Raw genomic sequence first — 20,289 nt, forward strand, 5'->3', positions numbered from 1 at the left:
CGCTCCTCATGCGGTTCCCTGCTTGAAAACAGTGCCGGCGCGCTCGAAGGCCGTGCGGGCCTCCTCGAGCGCCGAACCCATCTGCATGAACCCGTGCACGACGCCGGGCACGAGATCGAAGACATCCTTGCGGCCGAGTGACGAAAGACGCGCGGCGAGAAGCTCCGTGTCGGAGCGCAGCGGGTCGAGTTCGGCCGCGTTGAGATAAAGCGGGGGCAGGGCGGTCAGCGTCGTGTCGCTGGCGGCAAGCGGAGCGACGTCCGCCGCCTCGCGCGCCTCCCGTGGCGCATACCAGTTCCAGTAGCGCTGCATCTTGGCGCGTGTAAGCCCCGGTCCCTCGGCAAGCTGTTCGTAGGACGGCGTGGTGAAGTCCGCGCCGTAGACGCCGTAGAAAAGCAGCGCGGTCCTGGGAAGGTCCTGCGGGGCGGCCCCGCCCTCGATCAGGCGGATCATCGCGGCGAGCGCCAGGTTCGCGCCCGCGCTGTCGCCAGCCACGGACCAGGTGAGCGACCGGTCGCGGGCGGCCCAGGCGGCGAGCACGTCCTCGAGCCCCTGCGGATAGGGATGCTCGGGGGCGAGCCGGTACTCCACCGTGAGCACCCGGGCGCCGGTGGCGTTCGCAAGCCGGCGCGCGGCACCCTCATGGGTGGCGGCGGAGCAAAACGCCCAGCCGCCGCCGTGCACATGCAGGATCGCCTCGCGGCCGGCGTCGTTTTCCGGCACCACGAGCCTGGCGGGAAGGTCCGCGTGCATGAGCGTGCGGGCCTGTGCGACGGGCGGCAGATCCTCGTTCCAGCGCATGTTGGTCAGGTCGGCGAGATGCCGGCCGGCCTGGGGCGCAAGGGTCGTGGGATCGAGCAGGCCACGGTCCTCGGCGGCAAGGCGTTCCAGAACGGCGCGCATGGACGGGCTGGGAGTGGGCGTGCTCATCGGTCGGTATCCGTTTGCGGGGAAGCCGCGGCCGCGTCGTCGGTGAGGTCGGGACCGAAGTCGACGATGGTCGAGATGTGATGGCCAAGCACCGCATGCAGGCGTTCCAGATCGCGCTCCCTCAGCGCCTCGATGATCGGGACGTGACGCTCGGCGGTTTCCTCAAGCGCCCGGTTGGGCTGGGAGTTGAGGATCTTGAAGCGGTGGTTGTGGATGAGGCAGCGGGTCAGGATCGGCACCACGAGGGGCAGGTCGGCGGTGGCGAAAAGGGTGGTGTGGAACGCCCGGTCATGCACGGACAGACGATATTCGTCCGTGTCGCGCGCAGCGTTTCGCATGGCGTTGAGTTCATCGCCGAGCCGGTCGATGACGTCGCCGTCGACGTTTGCGAGGACACGTTCCAGGTAGGAGCATTCCACGTCGCGACGGATGGCGATCAGCGCGCGGGCATCGTCCGCGCCGCAGGGAGCGACCAGCGTGCCGCGATGCGGCATGCGCCGGACCAGGCCTTCCTCGGAAAGCTGCATCAGGGCCTCGCGCACCGTGCTTTGGGAGCACTGGAAGCGCTGGGCGAGCTCCATCTCGGTGAGGGCCTGCCCCGGCTCGAGCGCGCCGAGCACGATTTCCTTCTGCAGCGTCACGAAGACGGCATGGCTGCGCCGACTGGACTGGCGCGGCACCAGGTCGAGCACGGACGGGCTCGTAAAGCTCTCCACGGCCATCTGGCCTTTCCTCCCTGCTTCGCAATGTCGGCTGTCCCGGATGGCCCGGCAGCCCTGTCACATCTGCGAAGGTTCTCCCCCGTTGGCGGGGTTGCGTGTCATTATCGTTATCGATAACATCCGGATTATCGATAATGCAAGCCCCTCTCGGAAGGGGTGCTCAAGGGAGGAAGCCATGGCGGAGATCCGTCTCGACGGAATCGTCAAGGACTACGGGTCCGTACGGGCAATTCACGGTGTCAGCCTCAACGTGCGCGACGGCGAGTTCGTGGCATTCGTCGGCCCTTCGGGCTGCGGCAAGTCCACCATGCTGCGGATGATCGCGGGGCTGGAGGAGATCTCCGGCGGGCGGATGATGATCGGCGACAAGGTGGTGAACGACATGGAGCCGCGCGAGCGCGATGTGGCCATGGTGTTCCAGGACTACGCGCTGTATCCGCACATGAGCGTGGCGGAAAACATCGGCTTCGGGCTCAAGATGCGCGGTCTCAAGGCGGCCGACATCGCGCCGAAGGTGCAGGAGGCCGCCCGCATCCTGCAGATCGAGGCCTATCTGGACCGCAAGCCGGGCCAGCTCTCGGGCGGCCAGCGCCAGCGTGTCGCCATGGGCCGCGCCATTGTGCGTCACCCCTCGGTGTTCCTGTTCGACGAGCCGCTGTCCAACCTCGACGCGAAGCTTCGCGTGGAGATGCGCACCCAGATCAAGCGTCTGCACGCCATGCTCGGCACGACGACCGTCTACGTGACGCACGACCAGACCGAGGCCATGACGCTCGCCGACCGGGTGGTGGTGCTCAAGGGCGGCCACATCATCCAGGAAGGTCACCCCATCGAGCTCTACAAGGCTCCCAACTGCCGATTCGTGGGCGAGTTCATCGGGTCCCCGCAGATGAACGTCTTCTCCGGCGAACTGGACCGGTCGGGCGACACGCCGATGCTGCGCGTCGGCAATGCCGGACTGGCGCTCGGTGAGGTTCCGGCTGCCGACGGGACCCGCCTCGACGTCGGCATCCGCCCCGAGCACCTTGCGTGGTGCAAGCCGGACGCCGGCAAGATCGCGCCGATTGTGGAGGTGTTCGAGCCGCTTGGTTCCGACACGATGGCCGTGTGCCGTTTCGGCGGTCAGGAGCTGACCGCGCGGCTCGATCCCGCCGTTCCGCTCACGCCGAACACCGAGATCCATCTCGACTACGATCTGGCGGACCTGCACTACTTCGAGAGTGAAAGCGGCGCCCGCCTGTCGCAGGCCGCCTGAATACCCGGTTGGAACGGGAGAGGCCGCCCGGCGTCAGTCGGGCGGCGCGGCGTTCCCGAGTGCCCGGCGCAAGCGGGCGAACAGGCGCTCGGAGAGCGAGAAATCCGCCGTCAGCACGGTGAGCCCCAGAACCCGCGCGCGCTCCATCAGTTTGGGGCTGCGGAAGACGCCTGCCTCCTCGTCGAAGAAATCCGTCGTGGTGACGAAGACGGGCAGGGCCTCGCGTGCCGCGAAATGCGCGTTCCAGTAGGACAGCTCCAGCATCGCATGAAAGAGGCGCTCCTCGCCGTGCGAGCGCTCGAGAAGGTCCGTTGCGGTCGCCTTGCACGAGACGATCACCAGCCGCTCGTCATGCAGGGCGATGGCGTCGACCTCATTGAAATGCTCTTCCTCCTGGCCCGGCGCGCGCCAGCGCACCTGCTGCGCGAAGCGCACGTCGCGGCATCCGCAGGCGAGCAGCGCAAGCGCCATGAGTTCTTCCAGCCAGGCACCGGCAAGATAGGTTCGCGCGCCGTTTCCCGCGGCCCTGTAGCCCCGTCCCCTGCGGCGCAGCACGTCGTGGTCGACTGCGTCCTCACACCACCTGCGAACCGCGCCTGAGGGAGAGCCGATGGGTTTCCCGCTTCCGCCGGCAATGAGTATTGGACGCAGCGCCTCGAAATTCTCGTAGATCGCGCGGGTCAGCGCGGCGCGCCCGCGCGCCTTGCCGAGCGAACCGCCCGGCCCGTGCAGTTCGACGAGACCGGCGAGGCGATCGGACAGGGCGGTTGATCTGGCGGGCATTGCGAAAGGCTCGGCTGGCGGGGTTACTTCGAAAGGCGGCGTCGCGCCTCGGGTACGGCGAAATCGAGCAGGATCCTGAGCGACGTCCGCCAGCTTTCGGGATCATTGTAGCGACCGGCGAAGGAGGCGACGACCAGTCCCGCCTTCGGCTGCACCGTCAGCCGCTGTCCGCCGTTGCCAACCGCGACGGCGACCGGCGAGTCGGCCGGGCCCGTGAGGTACCAGAGATAGCCGTAGCGAAAATCCGTGGCGACTTCCGCGCGCGGGCGCATGGAGCGCGCAAGCCAGGCTTCGGGGACGATCCTTTGCCCCTCGTAGAGTCCCAGGCCCGCGACCATGTGGCCGATGCGGGCAAGGTCGGGCAGGGTCAGGCGCAGGCCGGAGGCGGCCGAGGGCACGCCGTCGGCCCCCTTTACCCATTCGTACCGGGTGATGCCGAGCGGTGCGAACAGCTTCTCGCGGGCGTAGTCGTCAAGCGCCATGCCCGTGCCCTTCTCGATGAGCCGGGCAACAAGCGCCACCGCGCCGCCGCTGTAGATCCAGCGCCCGCCGGGGGCCTCGACAACCGGCCGGTCGAGCGCGAAGCGGTAGCGGTCGGCGGCGTTCTCCATGGCGATCTCGCTGTTGCGAGGATCGGAGTAGGGCAGATCCTCGTTCCACTCGAGGCCCATCTGCATGGACAGGGCATGTGCGATCAGAACGGGTTTCCGTTCGGGATCGGAGGCAAGGTCCGGATACTCGGGAAAGGCGGCATAGAGCGGGCTTTCCGGGTCCGGGACCTTTCCTTCCTCGAGCGCGATGCCGTAAAGCAGCCCGACCACCGACTTGGTCACCGACCGCAGGTCGTGAAGCGTGTCGGGACCGAACTCTTTCTCGCCGACCGGCACGCCCCAGATCTCGTCCTTTCCGGAGAAATAGACTTCCGCGAGTCGCGTGTCGCCGAGATCGACCAGCGCCGCGTGTAGGCCCGGAAGTTCGCCGGCGGCGAAGCTTTCCCTGATGGTCTCGTCAAGCGGTGCGGCATGGGCCGCCGGCACCGACAGGAGCGAGAGGCAAAGCCCGGCGACGCGGGTCGCCTTGCGGGCGAACCCGGAAAACTCGAAGGGAAACGGCATGGCTGGTCGGAGCCTCGGGAGGGGAAACACGCGCCGCACCATAGAATGCCGGTCATGGCTTGTCAGCCGCCGGCACTGTGCATTTCTCAGGCGATGGTGAGCTATCCTCCGTGGCGGAAAACAGGCCCGCGGGGGAAGCTGCCGGTGGGCATTCGCCGATATGGACAGACAGAAGGAGAAATCGCGGTGACGGACGGACACGGAATGGGGCCGGTGGTGCGGCTTTCCGGACTTTCTCTGCAGGAACAATCGCATGGCGAGGCGTTCTCCTGCGCCATGGCGGCGATTGCCGCTCCCGCGGGCGCGACCCGGCTCGGTGCCCGCCTTGTCGTGGTGCCGGCGGGAAAGCGCGCCTGGCCGTTTCACTGTCACCACGGAAACGACGAGATGTTCGTGATCCTTGAAGGGACGGGGACCGTGCGCTTCGGGTCCGACACCTTCAGGGTTGCCGCCGGCGATGTCGTGGTGTGCCCCTCCGGCGGTCCCGAGATGGCGCACCAGCTTCGGGCCGGAGAGGAGGGGCCCTTGCGCTACATCGCGGTGAGCACGATGAACGAGCCGGACGTGATGGAATATCCCGACAGCGGCAAGGTCACTGTCTTTGCCGGCAGCGCGCCGGGCGGTGACAAGGCTTCCCGGCGTTTCGCGGCAAGCTACCGGAAGGACGATGCGGTTGACTACTGGGATCGCGAGGACGGACAGGACCACGCCTCACGGCCGTGAGGCGACCTCGCGCAGGATCCAGTCGCGCAGGTTCTGGATGCGACGGTCTCTGGCGAGCGGGTCCGGATAGACGAGCCAGTAACCGCCGCTGCCCGGCGTCGCGTGTTCGAAAAGCGGCGCCAGTCGCCCGGCGCTCACGTCGGTGCGGGCGATCTCGCGTCCGGCGAGCGTGATGCCGACTCCATCGATTGCCGCGCGCAGGCCGAGGCCGGCCGAATCGACCATCGTGACGTTCGCCGGGGAAACGGGGCCGTCGGGTAGTGAGCCGTTCCATTCGTCCCAGTTGCGCACCCTGTGCTGAGACAGAAAGAGATTGGCGCGGGCGACGACGGCGCGCGGATCCCTGCCGCCGATCAGGGAGGGGGCGGCGAAGAGCGTCACGCTTTCCTCGAAAAGAAGATCGGCCTTCAGCCCCGGCCAGGAGCCGCTTCCGTGGCGGATGCCGGCGTCCGCCGCGCCGGCCGACAGGTCCACCGCCGTCTGGCTGGTGGAGATCAGCAGTTCGAAGCCGGCGCGATCGAACGGGTATTCGGCCAGGCGGGGCGAGAGCCAGTGCACGGCGAAGGTCGCCAGCATGGACAGGCGCAGGGGGCCGCTCTTGCGTTCTCCCGTTGTCTCGGCGACCGAACTCGCGATTTCGCGAAATCCGGAACTGAGGCCGGGCAGCAGCTTGCCGCCGGCTTCCGTGAGTTCGAGGCGCGAGCCGATTCGGCGCAGCAGGTCCACGCCCAGGCTGTCCTCGAGCTGGCGAACCTGGTGGGAGACCGCGGAAGGGGTCACGCCGAGTTCCCCGGCGGCCTTCTTGATCGATACGTGGCGACCTGCTGCCTCAAAGGCCCTGAGGGCGTTGAGCGGCACGTTCAGGCGCGGAATCGGGGGAGACTTCTCTGACATGACAGTAGGTTAGCTGGTGCCGATCATGTCGGAAAGGTGGCGTGCAAGCTTCACGGGCCTCGCTTCGTGATTTTACCTCACGCTGCCGACAACCTGCCTCAGCCCCTTCCGTGGAACGGGCCTTCGCGTGTCGTGCAGGGGTGACAGCCGGATGAGATCTGGGGCACAACCCGGGCTGACGGACGTATCAAACGAACCTTTGGAGGGCGCCTTGGCAGACGAATGCCGACTGTGCGACGTGCTTGTGATTGGCGGTGGAATGGCGGGCGTCAGCGTCGGTGCGCGCCTTGCCGGGGAGCAGCGCGTCGTCGTGCTGGAGCGCGAGACCATGCCGGGTCAGCATTCCACCGGGCGCTCGGCCGCGATCTTCATCCGCAACTACGGCAGCAATGTCCTGCGCGCGCTGAATGCCGCCTCGGCGGGCTTCTTCGCCGAGCCGACGGATGTCTCCGACACTACCCTTCTCACCCAGCGCGGCGAGATGATCATCGCCGAGGAAGACGAGATCGGCCATCTGGAGGCGTATCTGGCCGGAAGTTCCGGTCTCGAGCGCATCACCGCCCGCGACGCGGTCGAGCGGTTTCCGATCCTGCGCGAGGAGCGCATCGCGGCCGCCGTCTATGAGCCCGATGCACAGGACATCGACGTCGACCGGATGCTTCAGGGGCTTCTGCGGCTGTTGCGCGCGCGTGGCGGAGAGCTCGTCACCGGCGCCGAGGCGCTGGAGATCACGCGAAAGGACGGTCTCTGGCACGTGACGACGCCGGCGGGCCGGTTCGCCGCACCGCTGGTGATCAACGCGGCCGGTGCCTGGGCGGACCGGACGGCGGCACTTGCCGGGGTTTCCACGATCGGCCTGCGCCCCTTGCGCCGTACGGCGGCGATCCTTCCCGCACCCGCCGGGCTTGAGCCGGCCGGATGGCCGCTGTGCGTCAGCGCGTCCGAGCGGTGGTACGCCAAGCCCGAGGCGGGCAAGATCCTGGTCTCGCCGGCCGACGAGGACGAGGTTGAGCCGCATGACGCTTGGCCCGACGACATGGTGCTGGCCGAAGGGCTGCATCGTTTCGAGCAGTCGGTGACGATGGAGGTGACCCGGGTCGAGCACAGCTGGGCGGGGCTGCGCAGTTTCGTGGCGGACCGCAATCCGGTCGTGGGTTTTGCGCCCGGAGCGGACGGATTCTTCTGGCTCGCAGGGCAGGGCGGCTACGGTATCCAGGCGGCTCCCGCGCTCGCCGCGCTTGCAAGCGCACTCTGTCTCGGCCATGACCCTGACCTGTCACCGGATGTGGTCGCGGCCCTGTCTCCGGACCGTGCATCCATTACCAAGGGAAATTGAAGATCATGAGCGACATCAAGCGCATCGAACCCGGCCCCCGCATGACCCAGGCGGTCGTGCACGGCGGCACCGTCTATCTCGCAGGGCAGATTGCCAGCCCCGGCGCGGATGTGGCCACCCAGACCCGCGACATTCTCGCCAATGTCGACCGTCTGCTCGCCGAGGCCGGCTCCAGCAAGTCCCGCGTCCTGCAGGCGGTGATCTGGCTCGCCTCCATGGATGACTTCGCCGAGATGAACGCGGTGTGGGACGCCTGGGTCGATCCGGCGAACACGCCCGCGCGCGCCACCGGCGAATCGCGGCTGGCGACCCCCGACTTCAAGGTCGAGATCATCATCACCGCCGCCGTCGGCTGACGAAACGGCAAGGCCCGTGCCGGAGCGACCGGCGCGGGCCTTCCCGACGCGCTTCGTTGCCCTTATGCTTGGGGTTCGGTCGGCCCTTCGGGTGTGCCGGCCCGTATGAAATGCCACCCGCGTCTCCGCGTCGCGGGCAGGGGAGCGCAGATGAAGATTGCCTATACGATGTCGCCGGGACGCGGCGACATGGACCTCGTTCTCGCCAGGCTTTCGGAGCACCTCGCGGAGGCGGGGCTGAGGACCTGTGGTGTCGTCCAGATCAACACCGAGATCGGCGAGGGGCGCCATTGCGACATGGACGTCAAGGTCCTGCCCGAAGGGCCGATGATCCGTATCTCGCAGTCCCTTGGCCCGGAATCGCGGGGCTGCCGGCTCGATCCCGAAGGACTTGAATCTGCTGTCGGACACGTCGCCTCGCGGCTGGCGCAGGGCGCGGACGTTCTCATCGTCAACAAGTTCGGCAAGCAGGAGGCGGACGGGCGCGGCTTTCGCGAAGTGATCGGCGAGGCTCTCGCCTCCGGCGTTCCCGTCATCGTCGGCGTCAACGGGCTCAATCGCGACCGGCTGATGGAGTTCTGCGGCGAGTTCGCGGAGCCGGTCGAGGCCGATGTGACCGCACTTCTCGACTGGGTTCTGGAGGCCCGCAATGCGGATGCCAACCTGTCCGGTGCCGTCGCCTGATCCGTGACGCCGCGCCGCGCGACCTTCGGACGAGGTCAGGCGGGGCGGCCTGGAAAGCCTCTCGGAGATCAGGTTTCCCGGAGGTCGGTCAGATCCGCTTCGCCGACGGCCAGCGGGTTTCCGTCACCATCGCGCAGCATGAGGCGCAGTATCAGGTGTGCCGCCGTGCTGCTTGTGTCGGCCTTCGCGACCCGGCCGGCAATCGACAGGCTACCGCCCACCGCAAGCGGCCGCATGAAACGCACCTGAAGCCGCGTGATGCGCCAGCCGGGCAGCCATTCGCGAACCGGCGCCTCGAGCCTGCCCATCATGAGCATTCCGTGCGCGATCGGGCCGTCCAGGCCGGCCTTTTTCGCGGCCGCCTCGTCCAGATGGATCGGATTGTTGTCGCCGGACGCCTGCGCATAGGCGGCGACGGCTTCGGCGTCGATGATCGTGAGCCGAGTGGGCTCGAAGGTGGTGCCGACGGCCGGCACACCGGAGGACGAAGGGCCGGTCATCCTTGCGCTCCCGTGCCGTCGTGCGTGCCGCGGTTCTCGAAAAAGACGATATCGGCCCGAAACTCCTGAAGCAGGTCGCCCGTCTCGTCACGGACAAGGCCGCGCACGGCCACCCTGTCCTCGCGCCCCGGTTCCTGCAGCCACTCGAGTTTGACCTCGTAGCGCATGTCCGGTTTCAGGTCGCGGTGATAGCGGAACTCCTGCGCCTGATGCACGACCGCCGCGCCGCGCGCCTGTGCCAGGGCCAGCACGGGGCCGGTAAGCGCGGGATCGGACAGGATCGTTGCGGCGAATGTCGCCGGCACGGCGTCCCGCTCCTCCTGGCCCAGGGCGCGCGCGAACTGCGAGACGCGGGCGAAACCGGTGTCCAGTCGCGTTTCGCCGAGCGGTGTCCAGTCCGTTCCGGGTTTCGTCACGCTCACGTCGTTGCCCCCGCTCAGTCGAGTGCCTTGATCGCGAGGGTGGCATTGATGCCGCCGAAGGCGAAGGAGTTGCTCAGCGCCGCCCTGATCGGGTGCGGGCGTGCCTCGTTCGCGACCGGATCGAGCCCGCATTTGGGATCGGGCGCCAGCCAGTTGATGGTCGGCGGCGCGATCTGCTCCTGCAGGGCCTTCACGGTGATGACCAGTTCGATCGCTCCGGCCGCGCCGAGCGCATGACCGTGGATCGGCTTGGTGGAGGAGACGGGCAGCGTGTCGAGACGGTCTGCGAAAACCGCGCGCAGGGCCTCGCTTTCGGAGATGTCGTTGAGAACGGTTCCCGTGCCGTGGGCGTTCACGTAGCCGATGTCGGCAGGCGTGAGCCCGGCATCCTCAAGAGCGGACGCCATGGAGCGGGTCGGGCCGTCCACCGTTGGGCGGAGCAGGTCGCTCGCATCACTGGTGGTGCCATAGCCGGCGATCTCGGCAAGTGGCGTCGCGCCGCGCGCCAGTGCGTGCTCGAGCTCCTCGATCATCAGCACGGCGGCGCCTTCGCCAAGCACCATGCCGTTGCGCTTGTCGGAGAAGGGGCGGCAGGTCTCCGGCGCCATGACCCGGAGGACTTCCCAGGCGCGGAAGGTTGCGGGTGTCAGAAGCGCTTCGCTGCCACCCACCAGACAGGAATCGATGAGGCCGGAGCGGATCATGTGAAGGCCGTAGCCGACGGCCTGCGTTCCCGAGGCGCAGGCGCTGGAAACCGCGAGCGAGGGGCCGTTTACGCCATGGCGCATGCTGATCTGGGAGGCCGCCGCATTCGGCATGACCTTGGCGATGGCGAGCAGGTCGGGCCGCGAACCAGTGACGTAAAAGCCGTACATGCCGTCGTCGGTGGTCTCCGAGCCGCCAATGCCGGAACCGATGATGGCGCCGCAGCGATGACCAAGCCTCGCGTCCTCGTCATACCCCGCCTGCGCCAGCGCCTCGCGAGATGCGACGAGCGCGAACTGGGCGAAGCGGTCGCATGTCTTGACAGCCGACACCCCCAGCAGGGCCTCCGCGGGGAAGTCCTTCACATGGGCGGCACGGGTGATGCGCTGCTTGGGATAGCGGTCGAGCTGGAAGCGGGAAACGCCGGAGCGCCCGTCGCGCGCGGCTGTCCAGAGCGAGTCGACACCGAGCCCGGTGGCGGTTACCGCTCCCATGCCGGTGATGACGACCCGGCGTCTTTCACGTGTCACGCGGCGCCTTCCTTCATGCGCTCGGACAGGACCTTCAGGAAGTCGCCGACAGTGGTTGCCTCGGCCAGTTCGCCGTCAACGGGGATGTAGACGCCGAACTCCTCTTCGATCGCCATCAGGATCACCACCATGTCCGCCGACTCGATGCCCAGATCCTCGAACGAGGCATCCGGCTTCAAGGCGTCGCGCTCGACCATGCCTTCCTTCGCGACGAGGTCCAGCAACCGCTCGAGCGTGTCCGGCTCGATCCCCTCCAGCATTTTGTCCATGGCTCGTTCTTGTCCCTTTGTGTCAGGCCGTTGGCCTGTCATAAATTCTAACCGCCGGTTGATCCAGACCCGAATTGCCCTTCGGTCACCATTGTGCCGTCGCGTCGCCGGTCCGTTGATCGCAATCCATGCCTGGCGCCAAAGCCCTTGCCAGAGGGGAGCCGCATCCGCTATCCACGGCCGCGAGCCCGGTGTATGCCGGACGCGTCCGATGAGCGGGCGTGCAGGACGCCGACAGGGGCGAGGCCGAAATGACCAGACCGTCGCCGAGAGCCGAGCGCTCCCTGTCCCTCGACAGGCTCGCCGGCCTGGCTGTCAGTGTTCCCCTTGCCCTCGTGCCGGGATCAGCCATCGCGATGATGGTGTGGGCGCGTTTCGCATTTTACCAACGCCATCCCGATTACGTCCAGGAAAGCGCTCCGACGATCAGCCGCGCCATTTCCGATCCGTTCATCGGGGCTCCGTTCGCGATGACGATTCTCGCGGTGACGGCGGTGATCTTCACGGCGCTCGTCTTTTTGTCGCGCGCCTTCCAGGTGACGATCGCGCATGTGTGGCATGACACGCCGGAGCAGGTGCGGCGGCGCAGTCGGCTCAGCCGGATCATGATCGCCTGTCAGGTGATTGGCAGCTCCGGCATGGTGCTTTGCACCCAGTATACCTTCGAAAACGGCCACGACCTGCACATGCTGGGCAGCTATCTGTTCTTCATCTTCCAGATGCTGGCGATCGGCATGAACGGTTTCCTGTGCACCCGCATCGTGCGGGCCGACCACGGCGGCCCGTGGCCGGATACCGCTCTCTCGCCGGTGGCGACACGCTTCCGGGTGATGTTTTCCAAGGTCGTCGTCGTGGCGGCGCTGATCTATTTCACCTTGTTCGCCATCAAGCGGATGGACCTGCCGGTTACCGAATACACGATCTACTACGTGTATACGGTGCAGGAGATCATCACGATCTCGGCCTTCATTCTCTACCTGATGACGTTCTCACTCGACGCCTATCGCCTGGGCTCGCGCGCCGTCAGGTCGCGACTGGAAACAGCGGAAGCCGCCTGAGGTTTCGCCCGACCTTTCGTGTCTCGTCGTGATCAGTCCCGCCTGAGCGCTTCGAGCGCAAGCTCCGTGCTGCGGGTCTCGATAGCCCCTTCCAGTTCGGAACGGAACCGGTCGCCGGCGAGGCCCGGAGGGATTGGCGGCAGGAACTCGATGGTGATCGTCCCGGGAAAGCGACGCAGGTCCCTGCGTGGCCAGAACACGCCTGAATTCAGCGCCACCGGAATGCAGGGAACCTTCAGGGCCCGGTAGAGGGCGACCACACCGGGCTTGTAGTCCGGCGGGCTCAGGGGCGCGCTTCGCGTCCCCTCGGGAAAGATGACGAGGCTGCGTCCCTCCGCGAGTCGTGCCTTGGCATCGCGGACGAGGTTCATAAGCGCTGCTGCTCCCGCCCGGCGGTCGATGGCGATGTGGCGCAGGCGCGCCATGGTCCAGCCTGCCACCGGGATCAGCGTCAGCTCCCGTTTCAGCACGATCGCCGGGTCGGTCAGGATCACCTGCAGGGCGAGGGTCTCGAAGGCCGACTGGTGCTTGGCCGCAACCATGCAGGGGCCGATTCCCTCGAGATGCTCCAGCCCGCGCACCTGGAATGACAGCCCGGCCACGTGGCGCAGCAGAAAGAGCCAGAACCGCAGCACGCGCAGCGAGATCGCAAGCACGACCCGGCGCGGCAGCACCAGGAACGGCGTAAGCGGGGACAGCACCACAAGGCTTGCGATGACGAGCGCGATGAAGGCGAGCGAGCGCGGCAGAGCCATCAGGCCGGCAAGCCCGCGAGGAGACGGCCGGACGGGGCGTGTCTCCTCGTCGCGCCTATCCGTCGATCCGCTCACCTGTTGGTCCACGCGCCCCCCGCCCACGCGTCTAGGCCCGCGAACCGAGGGTGATGGAGATCTCCGCGACACCCTCGATAAAGCCCTCGACCCGGTCGCCGGGCACGAGAGCGCCGACACCGGCGGGGGTGCCGGTCATGATGAGGTCTCCGGGCTTCAGTTCGACCGCGCGCGACAGGATCGAGATGATGTCCGCGACGGGCCAGATCTGCTCGTCGAGGTCCCCGTCCTGGCGCGTTTCCCCATTGACGGAGAGCGTGATGCGCCCGCTCTCGGGATGACCGCTCTCGGAGACGGGAACAAGGGGCGAGCAGGGGGCGGAGAAGTCGAATCCCTTTGCCAGATCCCAGGGGCGGCCCATCTTCTTGGCCTCGGCCTGCAGGTCGCGCCGGGTCAGATCGATGCCGGCACCATAGCCCCAGACATGCAGAAGGGCTTCCTCCTCAGGAATATTGGCGCCGCCGGACCCGATGGCCACCACCAGTTCCATCTCGTGATGGAGGTCCTCGGTCAGCGGCGGGTAGGGGATGATGCAGCCGGCGTCGCACACCGCGTCCGCCGGCTTCGAGAAGAAGAATGGCGGCTCGCGGTCGGGGTCGTTGCCCATTTCTCGGGCGTGGGCGGCATAGTTGCGCCCGACGCAGTAGACCCGGCGGACCGGGAAGCGGTCCTCGCTGCCGGCAATGGCCAGACTTGGCGTCTCTGCGGGGGGAAAGGCATAGTGCGTCACGAAGGGCTCCTGGAGCGTTTGCCATGGCGCGGATCCCTTGAGTGTTCCGCTATCGCACGGCAAAACAAAGACATAGATTGGAACGACATGTCCGTCAAAGCGAGACGCGTGCCGTGCCGGGCGCGGCCTTGCAGGGGCGGAACAGGCTTTCGACGCATTGCCTCGTGCGTGCTGCAATGCAAAGCTGCGGTGCGAAATTAGGGCGATGGATTGGGGGTGGCAATGAGTGGACTCGTGCTCTCGGTGTCCCAGCAGAAGGGCGGCTCCGGCAAGACGACGCTGGCGGCGCATATCGCCGTGGCGCTCGCGCGGACCGGCGCCTATCCGGTCGCGATCATCGACGTGGATCCGCAAGGGTCTCTCGGCACATGGTACGAGGCGCGCGAGGACGTGCTCGGCGAGGCAGGCACCGGCCTGACGTTTCGCACGTCCAGCGGCTGGGGTGCCCGGCGCGAGGCGCGCTCCCTGGCGCGCGACCACGGTCTCGTCATCATCGACACGCCGCCCAAGACCGATTCCGACGTCAAGCCGGCGATCGAGGCGGCCGGCCTCGTGGTCATCCCGGTGCAGCCGACACAGGTGGACCTCTGGGCCACGGGCCAGACGGTGGACATCGCCCGGCGTGAGGGAACGGACGCGCTTCTGGTGCTCAACCGGGTGCCACCGCGTGCCGCGCTGACACAGGACGTGCTCGATGAAATCGAGGCACTCGGCTACCCCGTGGCCTCGGCCAGGCTCGGCAACCGCACTGCCTTCGCCGCCTCCATGGGGACGGGGCGCACGATCATCGAGACGGATCCGCGCGGCAAGGGCGCGGAGGAAACCCTGCGTCTCGCGGAGGAGATCGCGGCCCTTATCGGCCCGCGCTGAACTTTTTCCGAAAACCCTCTTGAAGCTATAGCGACTAGAGGGATTATGTCTCATGTCAGTTTCCAAACCGCATCCCCGGCGTTCCCGGGGGGAAGGACTGACATGAGCAAGGCCTCCGCGGGCGATTCCGCCTCCACGAATTCCATTCGCTACGAGTGGTCCGTCTCCGGCATGGACTGCGCCGCCTGTGCCTCGAAGGCGCGGGGCGCTGTCGAGCGCGTGACCGGTGTGTCCGACGTGCAGGTCTCGCTCATGAAGGAGAGGCTTCGGGTCTCGCTCGACGAGACGCGCACCGATCCGCGGGCCGTCGAAAGGGCCGTCGGGGCGGTGGGCTATTCGGTCTCGGGACGCCGGCGTCTGAGCGGGAGCGAGGAGACGCAGCACGACGAGACGACCGACGCGGGAGCGTGCGGTTGCTCCGGCCATGATGACCACGCTCACGGGGATGCCGGAGAGAAGGGACAGGCCCGCCCGATCCACGCCCATGCTCATGACCATGACGATCCGTCCGAACGCGGGCTGTCCTGGTGGCGCAAGAGCAAGGGGCGCCTGGTTCTGCTCACCGGTCTGCTTCTTGCGGCTGCATGGGCAAGCGAGCTGTTCGTGGCTCCGGGCACGGCACGCTGGGCCTTCGTCGCGGCCTGCCTGATCGGTCTCTTTCCCGTGGCAAGGCGGGCGCTGGCGCTCCTGCGGGCCGGAATGCCCTTTACCATCGAGATGCTGATGACCATTGCCGCCAGTGGCGCGCTGATCATCGGCGCGGAGCAGGAGGCCGCCCTCGTGGTGTTCCTCTTCGCCGTCGGCGAGGTGCTGGAGGGTGTTGCCACCGATCAGGCACGCAGCGGCATTCGCGGTCTGCTGAAGCTGCTGCCGCGCACGGCGCTGCGTCTGGAAGACGGGCGACCGCGCGAGGTGCCGGCGGACAGTCTCTCCATCGGCGACGAGGTTCTCGTGCGCCCCGGCGATCGGGTGCCGGCGGACGGGACGGTCGTCGCCGGCAGTTCCGGCGTCGATGAAAGCCCGGTGACGGGTGAAAGCGTGCCGCGGACGCGCACGCCCGGCGACGAGGTCTTTGCCGGTTCCGTCAATACGGAAGCGGCACTTACCGTCGAGGTCACCCGCGAGCCTGCCGACAACACCATTGCGCGCATCATTCGTCTCGTGGAGGAAGCGGAGGAGGCCCGCGCGCCCACCGAGCGTTTCATCGACCGGCTTGCTCGGATCTACATGCCGTTCGTGGTCGGCATCGCCGTGCTCGTCGCCCTTGTGCCGCCGCTGGCGCTGGGCCTTCCCTTCGACGTCTGGATCTATCGGGCGCTGGCCTTGCTGCTGATCGGCTGCCCCTGTGCGCTGGTGATCTCGGTGCCGGCCGCCATTGCCTCGGGACTGTCGTCGGGCGCCCGGCGCGGGCTGCTCATGAAGGGCGGCGCGGTGGTCGAGGCGGCGGCCGCCGCCCGGCAGGTCGCCTTCGACAAGACCGGAACCCTGACGCAGGGGCGTCCCGTCGTTACCGACGTGGTGGCTTTCGAGGGGCATGCACGCGAAGAGCTTCTGGCGCTCGCGGCGGCTGTCGAAAGCGGGTCGAGCCACCCGCTGGCGCGGGCGATCCTTGCCGCCGCAGAAGACGCGGAGATCGACGTGCCATTTGCCAGCGCTGCCGAGGCGCTGCCGGGACACGGCGTTTCCGCCGAGATCGCGGGGCACGGCCGCATCCATGTGACCAGCCCGGCGCGGGCCCGCTCCGAGGGCCGGCTCGGCGAGGAGGGGCTTGCCGCCGCCGCCGGGCTTGAGGAAACCGGCAAGACAGTCGTCGTTGTGCATGGCGGGGATGGTCCGCTCGGGCTGGTCGCGCTTCGTGACGAGCCGCGCGAGGATGCGACGGCCGCGATCCGGGACCTCGCGGGCATGGGTGTCGCCTCGATCATGCTGACGGGCGACAATGCGCTGACGGCCGCCGCCATCGGCAAGACCATCGGCATCGAGCAGCGGGCACGGCTGATGCCGGCGGACAAGCTTTCCGCCATCCGCGAGCTTTCAGGCGCCGGGCCTGTCATGATGGTGGGCGACGGCATCAATGACGCGCCGGCGCTCAAGCAGGCGAGCCTGGGTGTCGCGATGGGATCCGGAACCGATGTGGCGCTGGAAACGGCGGATGCCGCGATCCTGCGTGATCGGGTGGCGGATGTGCCGGCGATGATCCGGCTCGCGCGCGCCACCATGTCGAACATCCATCAGAACGTGGCGATCGCGCTCGGTCTGAAGGGCGTCTTCCTCGTGACCTCGATCCTGGGCGTCACGGGGCTGTGGATCGCGATCCTCGCGGACACCGGGGCAACGGTTTTGGTGACGGCCAATGCGCTCCGGCTGCTGGCCTATGATCCGACACGCGGCGGAAAATGAGTGAAAGGGCCCTGAAGGGGCGGGCGTTCAGCCCGCCTGGGGGCCTGCCTGCACGGCGGCGAGCGCTTCGGCGCCCGACGCCACCAGCGGAAGCGCGGAAAAGTCCGCGAAGCGTGCGATGGCCCCCTCAAGCATCCTGTCGTAGCGCTGCTTGGGCACTTCACGGGTTCCGAAACGGGCGAGGTGATCGGTCACGAACTGGGTGTCGAGCAGGGTGAAGCCGCCAGCGCACAGTCTTGCGACCAGATGCACGAGTGCCACCTTCGACGCATCGCGCTCGCGTGCGAACATGCTTTCGCCGAAAAAGGCGGCCCCGAGCGCGACGCCGTAGAGCCCTCCGACGAGCCGTCCGTCGCGCCAGGCCTCCACCGTATGGCAATGGCCGATGTCGAACAGGGCGCCATAAAGGCGGCGGATCTCCGAGTTGATCCATGTTTTCGGGCGATCGCTCGCCGGTTCGGCGCATCCCTCGATCACCGCGTCGAAATCATGGTCGATGCGGATCTCGAACACGTCCTGGCGTACGGTCCGGCGCAGGCGCTTGGGGATGTGGAAGTCGTCGAGGGGAAGGATGCCGCGCTGTTCCGGCTCGATCCAGAACAGGCTCTGGTCCTCGGCGGATTCGGCCATGGGGAAGATGCCGCAGGCATAGGCCTTGAGCAGCACGTGCGGCGTGATGACGAGCGGTTCGGACGCCTTGCCGGCCATCTGTCTCTTCGCCTCTTTCAGCGCGGACCGCCCCGGCAATGCCGCCGGGGCGCCCGTGTCGGGTGACGCGGATCAGCTCGCGTCGTCGCTGGAGAGATACTTCTCCAGCCAGTGGATGTCGTACATCCCGTTCGCGATGTCCTGGTTGTCGACCAGGTCGCGGAACAGCGGGATGGTCGAATCGATGCCGTCGACCACGAACTCGTCCAAGCAACGGCGCAGGCGCATCATGCATTCCACGCGATTGCGCCCGTGCACGATCAGCTTGCCGATCAGGCTGTCGTAGTGCGGGGGGATGCTGTAGCCCTGATAGACGCCCGAATCGACACGCACGCCAAGACCGCCCGGCGGGTGGTAGTAGCTGATGCGGCCCGGGGACGGGGCGAAGGTGCGCGGGTTTTCCGCATTGATGCGGCACTCGATCGCATGGCCCTCGAAGGTGATGTCTTCCTGGCGCAGCAGGAGCTCGGCACCGGAGGCGATGCGGATCTGCTCGTTCACGAGATCGATGCCGGTAATCATCTCCGTCACCGGATGTTCCACCTGAAGGCGGGTGTTCATCTCGATGAAGTAGAAGCGGCCGTCCTCGTAGAGGAACTCGATCGTGCCGACGCCCCGGTACTTGAGCTTGCGCATGGCGCTGGCGACGATCTCGCCGATCTCCTTGCGCTGCTCGGCGTTGAGCGCCGGGGAGGGGGCTTCCTCGAGCACCTTCTGGTGGCGACGCTGAAGCGAACAGTCGCGCTCGCCCAGATGGATCGCGTTGCCGCGTCCGTCGCCCAGCACCTGCACCTCGATATGGCGCGGCTTGCCGAGATACTTCTCCATGTAGAGCGCATCGTCGCCGAAGGCGGCCTTCGCTTCGGACCGGGCCGTGGAGAGCGCGGTGTCGAGGTCCTTCTCGGTCAGCGCCACCTTCATGCCGCGCCCGCCGCCGCCGGAGGCGGCCTTGACGAGGACCGGATAACCGATCTCGCGGGCGATCGCATGGGCGTCGTCATCGGGCGTGACCGCGCCGTCGGAGCCGGGAACGACCGGAATGCCCAGTTCCTTCGCCGTCTGCTTGGCCGCGATCTTGTCGCCCATGATGCGGATGTGCTCGGCCGTGGGGCCGATGAACACGATCTTGTGGGCCTCGAGGATCTCGGCGAAGCGCGCGTTCTCCGACAGGAAGCCGTAGCCCGGATGGACCGCGTCGGCGCCGGTGATCTCGCAGGCGGCGAGAAGCTGGGGAATGTTGAGATAGCTGTCGCGCGCGGCGGGCGGGCCGACGCAAACGCTTTCGTCGGCGAGGCGCACGTGCATCGCGTTGGCGTCCGCGGTGGAGTGCACGGCAACCGTCTGGATGCCGAGCTCCTTGCAGGCGCGCATCACGCGCAGGGCGATCTCACCGCGATTGGCGATCAGGATCTTGGAAAACATGGCGCTGCGCCCCGTCACTCGATGATGACGAGCGGCTCGCCATATTCCACCGGCTGGCCGTCCTCGACCAGAATGGCCGTCACGCGGCCGGCGCGCGGCGACGGAATCTGGTTCATGGTCTTCATCGCCTCGACGATCATCAGCGTGTCGCCGGCGGCGACCGTGTCACCCACCTCGATGAAGGTGCGCGCGCCGGGCTCCGGCGAGCGGTAGGCGGTGCCGACCATGGGCGAGGGCACGGCGCCGGGATGGCCCGCCGGATCGGCGGAGGCGCTCGGTGCGGCCTGGGCCGCGGGCGCGGCCGCCGGTGCGGCGCGGGCCGCGGAAACCGGCGCTTCGACCGTGATCTGGCGCGCGACGCGGATGCGGAAATCGTCGTGCTCGAGCTCGATCTCGCTCAGGTTGGTCTCGTCCAGAAGCTTGGCGAGATCACGAATGAGGTCCTGGTCAAACTTGCTTTTCTTGTCCGACATTGCCTTGTCTTGTGTTGTCTTTTGCCTGGAAAAATGGCCGGGGCCGGTTCGTGAGCGGCATCAGGGCCGGATAACGGTCGAAAGTGCCTCGAGCGCGAGCCGGTAGCCGGTGATGCCGAAGCCGCAGATCACGCCAAGCGCGACCGGCGACACGTAGGAATGGTGCCGAAATGCCTCCCGTGCGAACACGTTCGACAGGTGGATCTCGACCGTCGGGATCTCGGCGGTGCGGATCGCGTCATGCAGCGCCACCGAGGTATGTGTGTAGGCGGCCGGATTGATGACCAGCCCCTGGGCCAGATCGCCCGCTTCCTGGATCCAGTCGACCAGCGTTCCCTCGTGGTTCGTCTGGCGGAACTCGATCTCCAGATCAAGATCCTCCCCGACCTCGCGGCACAGAAGCTCGATGTCGCCGAGCGTCGAGGTGCCATAGGTTCCCGGCTCGCGTGTGCCGAGCCGGTTCAGGTTCGGTCCGTTGAGGACATAGATCGAGGCGGACATTCAATCCCCGCAAAGGGCGACGCGGGATTTCCGCGTGGCAACTCATGACCCCTTATAGGCACTCGTGCCGGAG

Annotated in this window: 23 protein-coding genes; 8 read left to right on the forward strand and 15 right to left on the reverse strand. The window is 67.3% G+C overall.

The window, feature by feature from the left end:
• Nucleotides 1-6: 6 nt before the first annotated feature.
• Together ACYX4S_RS06210 and ACYX4S_RS06215 are read right to left on the reverse strand one after the other, a co-directional pair.
• Nucleotides 7-930 (reverse strand): alpha/beta hydrolase, encoded by a 924-nt coding sequence (locus ACYX4S_RS06210; RefSeq protein WP_476362260.1) that lies wholly within the window; start codon nucleotides 928-930, stop codon nucleotides 7-9.
• Complete coding sequence (locus ACYX4S_RS06215; protein ID WP_422069057.1) at nucleotides 927-1,652, reverse strand: GntR family transcriptional regulator; 726 nt, start codon at nucleotides 1,650-1,652, stop codon at nucleotides 927-929. The genes ACYX4S_RS06210 and ACYX4S_RS06215 overlap by 4 nt, the downstream gene beginning before the upstream one ends.
• A gap of 175 nt (nucleotides 1,653-1,827) precedes the next feature.
• Between ACYX4S_RS06215 and ACYX4S_RS06220 the strand changes: the two genes are divergently transcribed.
• Nucleotides 1,828-2,907 (forward strand): ABC transporter ATP-binding protein, encoded by a 1,080-nt coding sequence (locus ACYX4S_RS06220; protein ID WP_476362261.1) that lies wholly within the window; start codon nucleotides 1,828-1,830, stop codon nucleotides 2,905-2,907.
• A 33-nt stretch (nucleotides 2,908-2,940) separates the two neighbouring features.
• Here ACYX4S_RS06220 and ACYX4S_RS06225 read toward each other — a convergent pair whose 3' ends face one another.
• Together ACYX4S_RS06225 and ACYX4S_RS06230 are read right to left on the reverse strand one after the other, a co-directional pair.
• Nucleotides 2,941-3,690, reverse strand: a complete 750-nt coding sequence (locus tag ACYX4S_RS06225; protein WP_476362262.1) for a Card1-like endonuclease domain-containing protein — start codon at nucleotides 3,688-3,690, stop codon at nucleotides 2,941-2,943.
• A gap of 23 nt (nucleotides 3,691-3,713) precedes the next feature.
• Complete coding sequence (locus ACYX4S_RS06230) at nucleotides 3,714-4,805, reverse strand: serine hydrolase domain-containing protein (protein ID WP_476362263.1); 1,092 nt, start codon at nucleotides 4,803-4,805, stop codon at nucleotides 3,714-3,716.
• A gap of 186 nt (nucleotides 4,806-4,991) precedes the next feature.
• Between ACYX4S_RS06230 and ACYX4S_RS06235 the strand changes: the two genes are divergently transcribed.
• Nucleotides 4,992-5,528, forward strand: a complete 537-nt coding sequence (locus ACYX4S_RS06235) for a cupin domain-containing protein (RefSeq protein ID WP_476362264.1) — start codon at nucleotides 4,992-4,994, stop codon at nucleotides 5,526-5,528.
• On the opposite strand, the gene ACYX4S_RS06240 is transcribed toward ACYX4S_RS06235, so the two are convergent.
• Nucleotides 5,517-6,422 (reverse strand): LysR substrate-binding domain-containing protein, encoded by a 906-nt coding sequence (locus ACYX4S_RS06240; RefSeq protein ID WP_476362265.1) that lies wholly within the window; start codon nucleotides 6,420-6,422, stop codon nucleotides 5,517-5,519. The genes ACYX4S_RS06235 and ACYX4S_RS06240 overlap by 12 nt on opposite strands.
• A gap of 211 nt (nucleotides 6,423-6,633) precedes the next feature.
• Here ACYX4S_RS06240 and ACYX4S_RS06245 point away from each other — a divergent pair, with 211 nt between their 5' ends.
• From ACYX4S_RS06245 to ACYX4S_RS06255, 3 genes are all read left to right on the forward strand, one after another.
• Entirely contained in the window at nucleotides 6,634-7,758 is a 1,125-nt protein-coding gene (locus ACYX4S_RS06245; protein ID WP_476362266.1) for an NAD(P)/FAD-dependent oxidoreductase, read from the forward strand.
• A 5-nt stretch (nucleotides 7,759-7,763) separates the two neighbouring features.
• Nucleotides 7,764-8,114, forward strand: coding sequence for a RidA family protein (locus ACYX4S_RS06250; protein WP_293718476.1), 351 nt, complete (start codon nucleotides 7,764-7,766; stop codon nucleotides 8,112-8,114).
• Nucleotides 8,115-8,264: 150 nt separating this feature from the next.
• Nucleotides 8,265-8,798, forward strand: coding sequence for a DUF2478 domain-containing protein (locus ACYX4S_RS06255; RefSeq protein ID WP_476362267.1), 534 nt, complete (start codon nucleotides 8,265-8,267; stop codon nucleotides 8,796-8,798).
• A gap of 68 nt (nucleotides 8,799-8,866) precedes the next feature.
• On the opposite strand, the gene ACYX4S_RS06260 is transcribed toward ACYX4S_RS06255, so the two are convergent.
• From ACYX4S_RS06260 to ACYX4S_RS06275, 4 genes are read right to left on the reverse strand one after another with little or no spacing between them, the layout of a single operon-like run.
• Complete coding sequence (locus tag ACYX4S_RS06260) at nucleotides 8,867-9,298, reverse strand: MaoC family dehydratase (protein WP_476362268.1); 432 nt, start codon at nucleotides 9,296-9,298, stop codon at nucleotides 8,867-8,869.
• A complete protein-coding gene (locus ACYX4S_RS06265) occupies nucleotides 9,295-9,720 on the reverse strand; it encodes a hypothetical protein (protein ID WP_476362269.1) in 426 nt (141 codons plus the stop codon). Before ACYX4S_RS06265 ends, ACYX4S_RS06260 begins: the two co-directional genes overlap by 4 nt.
• A gap of 14 nt (nucleotides 9,721-9,734) precedes the next feature.
• Nucleotides 9,735-10,955, reverse strand: coding sequence for a beta-ketoacyl-[acyl-carrier-protein] synthase family protein (locus ACYX4S_RS06270; RefSeq protein WP_476362270.1), 1,221 nt, complete (start codon nucleotides 10,953-10,955; stop codon nucleotides 9,735-9,737).
• Nucleotides 10,952-11,224, reverse strand: a complete 273-nt coding sequence (locus ACYX4S_RS06275) for an acyl carrier protein (protein WP_293718485.1) — start codon at nucleotides 11,222-11,224, stop codon at nucleotides 10,952-10,954. Before ACYX4S_RS06275 ends, ACYX4S_RS06270 begins: the two co-directional genes overlap by 4 nt.
• 251 nt (nucleotides 11,225-11,475) lie before the next feature.
• On the opposite strand from ACYX4S_RS06275, the gene ACYX4S_RS06280 reads away from it, so the two are divergent.
• On the forward strand, nucleotides 11,476-12,282 hold the full coding sequence (locus tag ACYX4S_RS06280) for a Frag1/DRAM/Sfk1 family protein (protein ID WP_476362271.1): 807 nt from the start codon (nucleotides 11,476-11,478) through the stop codon (nucleotides 12,280-12,282).
• Nucleotides 12,283-12,314: 32 nt separating this feature from the next.
• Here the strand turns inward: ACYX4S_RS06280 and ACYX4S_RS06285 are convergent, their stop codons facing one another.
• Together ACYX4S_RS06285 and ACYX4S_RS06290 are read right to left on the reverse strand one after the other, a co-directional pair.
• A complete protein-coding gene (locus tag ACYX4S_RS06285; RefSeq protein WP_476362272.1) occupies nucleotides 12,315-13,112 on the reverse strand; it encodes a lysophospholipid acyltransferase family protein in 798 nt (265 codons plus the stop codon).
• Between the two features lie 31 nt (nucleotides 13,113-13,143).
• Nucleotides 13,144-13,842, reverse strand: a complete 699-nt coding sequence (locus ACYX4S_RS06290; RefSeq protein WP_476362273.1) for a fumarylacetoacetate hydrolase family protein — start codon at nucleotides 13,840-13,842, stop codon at nucleotides 13,144-13,146.
• Between the two features lie 222 nt (nucleotides 13,843-14,064).
• Between ACYX4S_RS06290 and parA the strand changes: the two genes are divergently transcribed.
• Both parA and ACYX4S_RS06300 read left to right on the forward strand, forming a co-directional pair.
• Entirely contained in the window at nucleotides 14,065-14,712 is a 648-nt protein-coding gene (parA, locus tag ACYX4S_RS06295) for a ParA family partition ATPase (protein WP_476362274.1), read from the forward strand.
• Between the two features lie 102 nt (nucleotides 14,713-14,814).
• On the forward strand, nucleotides 14,815-17,112 hold the full coding sequence (locus tag ACYX4S_RS06300; protein WP_476362275.1) for a heavy metal translocating P-type ATPase: 2,298 nt from the start codon (nucleotides 14,815-14,817) through the stop codon (nucleotides 17,110-17,112).
• A 27-nt stretch (nucleotides 17,113-17,139) separates the two neighbouring features.
• On the opposite strand, the gene aat is transcribed toward ACYX4S_RS06300, so the two are convergent.
• The 4 genes from aat to aroQ all read right to left on the reverse strand — a co-directional run bounded on the left by aat (nucleotide 17,140) and on the right by aroQ (nucleotide 20,216).
• Nucleotides 17,140-17,820, reverse strand: a complete 681-nt coding sequence (aat, locus tag ACYX4S_RS06305; RefSeq protein WP_293718496.1) for a leucyl/phenylalanyl-tRNA--protein transferase — start codon at nucleotides 17,818-17,820, stop codon at nucleotides 17,140-17,142.
• A gap of 72 nt (nucleotides 17,821-17,892) precedes the next feature.
• Nucleotides 17,893-19,242 (reverse strand): acetyl-CoA carboxylase biotin carboxylase subunit, encoded by a 1,350-nt coding sequence (accC, locus tag ACYX4S_RS06310; protein WP_422069045.1) that lies wholly within the window; start codon nucleotides 19,240-19,242, stop codon nucleotides 17,893-17,895.
• Between the two features lie 14 nt (nucleotides 19,243-19,256).
• On the reverse strand, nucleotides 19,257-19,715 hold the full coding sequence (gene accB / locus ACYX4S_RS06315) for an acetyl-CoA carboxylase biotin carboxyl carrier protein (protein WP_293718500.1): 459 nt from the start codon (nucleotides 19,713-19,715) through the stop codon (nucleotides 19,257-19,259).
• A 60-nt stretch (nucleotides 19,716-19,775) separates the two neighbouring features.
• The gene (gene aroQ / locus ACYX4S_RS06320; protein ID WP_293718502.1) at nucleotides 19,776-20,216 is read right to left on the reverse strand and encodes a type II 3-dehydroquinate dehydratase; all 441 of its coding nucleotides are present in this window, start codon (nucleotides 20,214-20,216) and stop codon (nucleotides 19,776-19,778) included.
• Nucleotides 20,217-20,289 lie beyond the last annotated feature (73 nt).

The sequence above is a fragment of the Stappia sp. ABD4_338 genome, from assembly GCF_056312175.1.